Annotated in this window: 4 protein-coding genes; 3 read left to right on the top strand and 1 reads right to left on the bottom strand. The window is 70.0% G+C overall.

Going from position 1 to position 3,097, the window contains the following annotated elements:
• Position 1: 1 nt before the first annotated feature.
• Both otsB and FNQ90_RS17645 read left to right on the top strand, forming a co-directional pair.
• Entirely contained in the window at positions 2–685 is a 684-nt protein-coding gene (otsB, locus tag FNQ90_RS17650; RefSeq protein WP_323380033.1) for a trehalose-phosphatase, read from the top strand.
• Positions 686–761: 76 nt separating this feature from the next.
• Positions 762–1,283 (top strand): MerR family transcriptional regulator, encoded by a 522-nt coding sequence (locus tag FNQ90_RS17645; protein WP_182607268.1) that lies wholly within the window; start codon positions 762–764, stop codon positions 1,281–1,283.
• A 115-nt stretch (positions 1,284–1,398) separates the two neighbouring features.
• Here the strand turns inward: FNQ90_RS17645 and FNQ90_RS17640 are convergent, their stop codons facing one another.
• Positions 1,399–1,986 (bottom strand): DUF1707 and DUF4190 domain-containing protein, encoded by a 588-nt coding sequence (locus FNQ90_RS17640; protein ID WP_306663061.1) that lies wholly within the window; start codon positions 1,984–1,986, stop codon positions 1,399–1,401.
• 309 nt (positions 1,987–2,295) lie between these two features.
• On the opposite strand from FNQ90_RS17640, the gene FNQ90_RS17635 reads away from it, so the two are divergent.
• A complete protein-coding gene (locus FNQ90_RS17635) occupies positions 2,296–2,973 on the top strand; it encodes a hypothetical protein (protein ID WP_182607267.1) in 678 nt (225 codons plus the stop codon).
• Positions 2,974–3,097 lie beyond the last annotated feature (124 nt).

The raw sequence follows: 3,097 nt of genomic DNA, 5'->3' as shown, positions 1-3,097 counted from the left end.
CATCGGCGCGCTCGCCGTCATCACCGGCCGGGCCGCCGCCGACGCCGCTCGTCTGGGCGGGTTCGAGACCCTGCGCGGCACCCCCGGCTTCGATCGCTTCACCGTCCTGGGCGCGTACGGCGCCGAACGCTGGAACGCCCGCGACGACTCGCTCACCACCCCGCCCCCGCATCCCGGCGTCATGGCCGTCCGCGCCGACCTGCCCGGCGTCGTCCGTGACGCCCTGCCCTCGGACCACGCACACATCGAGGACAAGGGCGGCGCCCTCGCCGTCCACACCCGCCGCGCCGCCGACCCCGAGGCGGCCCTGGAGGCACTGCGCGAGCCCCTCACCCGGCTCGCCGCCCGGCACGCCCTCACCGTCGAACCCGGTCGCCGGGTCCTGGAGCTGCGCCCACCCGGCACCGACAAGGGCGCCGCCCTCGCCGGGCTCGTGCGTGCCGTCCGCCCCTCCGCCGTCCTCTACGCCGGGGACGACCTCGGCGACCTCGCCGCCTTCGACGCGCTCGTCAAGCTCCGGGACAACGGTCTGCCCGGCGTACGGGTGTGCAGCGGCAGCAACGAGGTGACGGCCCTGGCGGAGGCGTGCGACCTGCTCGTGGACGGGCCCGCCGGCGTCGCCGCGCTGCTCTCCGGCCTCGCGGACGCCATCACCGCCGCTCCCGACGGCACCGACCCCCGATAACCGTGTGCCGCCCCCGACACGGGCGGGAACCGACCCCCCTTGACCCGGAGCGCACTCCAGGTGTCACTCTCGGGAGATGAGCGACACCTACTCCCCGGCCGAGGCCGCCGAGCGGAGCGGCTTCAGCCTCGACACCCTGCGCTACTACGAGCGCATCGGGCTCCTTCCGCCCATCACCCGCACATCCACCGGACACCGCCGGTTCTCCGAGCGGGACCTGGAGTGGCTGGGCATGCTGCGGTGCCTGCGGGACACCGGCATGACCATCGCCCAACTCCGTTGCTACGCCGAACAGGCCCGTGCCGGCGAGGGCACCATCCCCGATCGCCTCGCCCTGCTGGTGGAGCACGCCGCCCGCGTCGAGGGGCACATCGCGCGCCTGCGCGAGCAACAGGAACGACTGCGCCGCAAGATCGACTGGTACTCCGCCATGGCCCCCGCCGCGACCGCTCCATCCGTCCGGCCGACCGCCTCCGTCGGAACCGCGACCGGAAACGGGGACGAGCACGAGCACGAGGCCCCGGGGCAGCCTGCCTCCGGCGCGCCGGTCCGGACATCCCCCCGACGCACCCCGGTCCGGGCCGGGGAACGGGGGTGAACCGGGCCGGCGTGCCGGGCGGGGCCGCGACGCGGTGCGCGGCCCCGCCCGGGACGCCGGAACGGAGCAGGGCCCGAAAACGGGGCGCGCGGGAAGCCGGCGGTCCCGTTCGGGGTCAGATGCCGGCGATGGCGATCCCGAACAGCAGAAGCATCCATCCCGCCAGGGTCAGGTACCCCAGGATCAGACCCGCCAGGGCCATGCCGTCGCCCTTCTCCCCCGTGCGCCGGACATCCGACCTGGCCTTGTGACCGAGGATGACGGCCGGGATCGAGGTGACCCCCCACGTGAACGGGCACAGCACCCCGCACACCAGCGCGCCCACCGCGCTGCCGTTGGTCTGTGGCGGCGGGGCGGGCACGGGCGACCAGGGCCGCGCGGGCGCGTACGGCATCGGAGCCGGCTGGAACGTCGCCGGTGCGGGGGCCGGCATCGGCGAGGGCCCCTGAGGCAGGTCGGCGAGCAGGTGGTGCAACTCGCCGTAGGTGGTGGCGGAGTGCACGTGCGCCATCCGCTGATCGAACTCGTGCTTGCTCAACCGACCCTCGGCGTACCCGGCCTTCAGCACGTCCTCAGCCCGCGCCCGGTCCGAATCCGAGGCGCGCATCATCGGTTGCTGACCACCGGAACCGGGTACCGGCCCCGGCTGCCGCTGGGGCACGTTCCCGTACGGACCGGAGTTCGGCCACTGCTGCATCGACATCCCCGTACCTCCCCGCACGCCGTACGTGCTCTGCCCCCATCATCCCGGACGCCCCGGGAAAGGTGGAGGTTCCCCCGAATCCCGGGGTGACGGACCGCGACGCCGGTTGGGGACGGGCGGTGTGGTCCGGTCGGGTTTTCATCCGATTGTCGCGGATTCCGGTCGGGATGAAACCCCTGTTGGCGTGTTCGCGTCCCGTCATACAGTGACGTGCGGGGGGCGGCGAATCCCTCCGTGTGTGCGGGTCGATGTCCCGGGTGTCGGGGTGTCGTGCCCTCACCTGCCGCACTGTTCAGGGGAGTTCTTGTCATGAAGCGTCGTCTTGCCGGTTCCGCCGTCGCGGGGATGGTGGCCGCGAGCCTGTTGTTGACCGCCTGTTCCTCCGATGGGGAGGGGGACGAGGGGGCAGCCGCGCCGATCGAGGGTGCGGACGGTGCGGGGGAGGCGACGTCGGAGCCGGAGCCCGAGGAGACGGCCGAGGACCCGACGCCGGAGGACGACGACATCGACCGCCCGGAGATCCGTCTTCCCGAGGACCTGAACCTGATCTTCGATAAGCCGGAAGTCGAAGAAGCCGATGAGGCGGCGGTGTTGGTGGATGCCGAGTGGCAGGTCAAGTCAATATATGAGGTGATTTCCTACCATGACGTGGAAGGCTCATCGGTGAGTTTTTACACTCAAGGGCAGGCACTTCTCGAGAATATGGAGATGTTGGATCGAATCCTGGAAAGGGGGATTACCACCAGCGGGGAGATCAGGTATTACGATTATGAGGTGAATATTCTCCCCGGTGAGGCCGCGGTCCTTACCTACTGCAGGGACTTCACTGGCTCGGTGACGCACGATTTCAGCACCAGAGAAGTTGTTCAAGAGGCGGATCCCGACGCACTTCCCACGCGCTATGTGGCACGCCTGGAGAAGGGTGATCAGGGGGTTTGGCAGACGGTTGAAGAGGAACTGGAAAGGGAGTCTTCGCAGTGTCTCTGAGGCGCATCCCAAGAATCGCTTTTCTGCTGGCCGTGACAATGTCTGCCGTTTTCATTTCGACACCTTCCTTCGCTGATGCGATAGATCAAGAGAGGAAGACCGAGTCGGATGGTGGGGGTGGGAT

Origin of the sequence: Streptomyces alkaliphilus, from assembly GCF_014141535.1 — a bacterium.
GTDB lineage: Bacteria > Actinomycetota > Actinomycetes > Streptomycetales > Streptomycetaceae > Streptomyces > Streptomyces alkaliphilus.
This window is presented reverse-complemented; position numbering and strand designations above follow the sequence as displayed.

Coding starts and splice junctions, on each gene's coding strand:
- FNQ90_RS17635 (WP_182607267.1), top strand. CDS start 2,296: ATGAAGCGTCGTCTTGCCGGTTCCGCCGTCGCGGGGATGGTGGCCGCG.
- FNQ90_RS17640 (WP_306663061.1), bottom strand. CDS start 1,986: ATGTCGATGCAGCAGTGGCCGAACTCCGGTCCGTACGGGAACGTGCCC.
- FNQ90_RS17645 (WP_182607268.1), top strand. CDS start 762: ATGAGCGACACCTACTCCCCGGCCGAGGCCGCCGAGCGGAGCGGCTTC.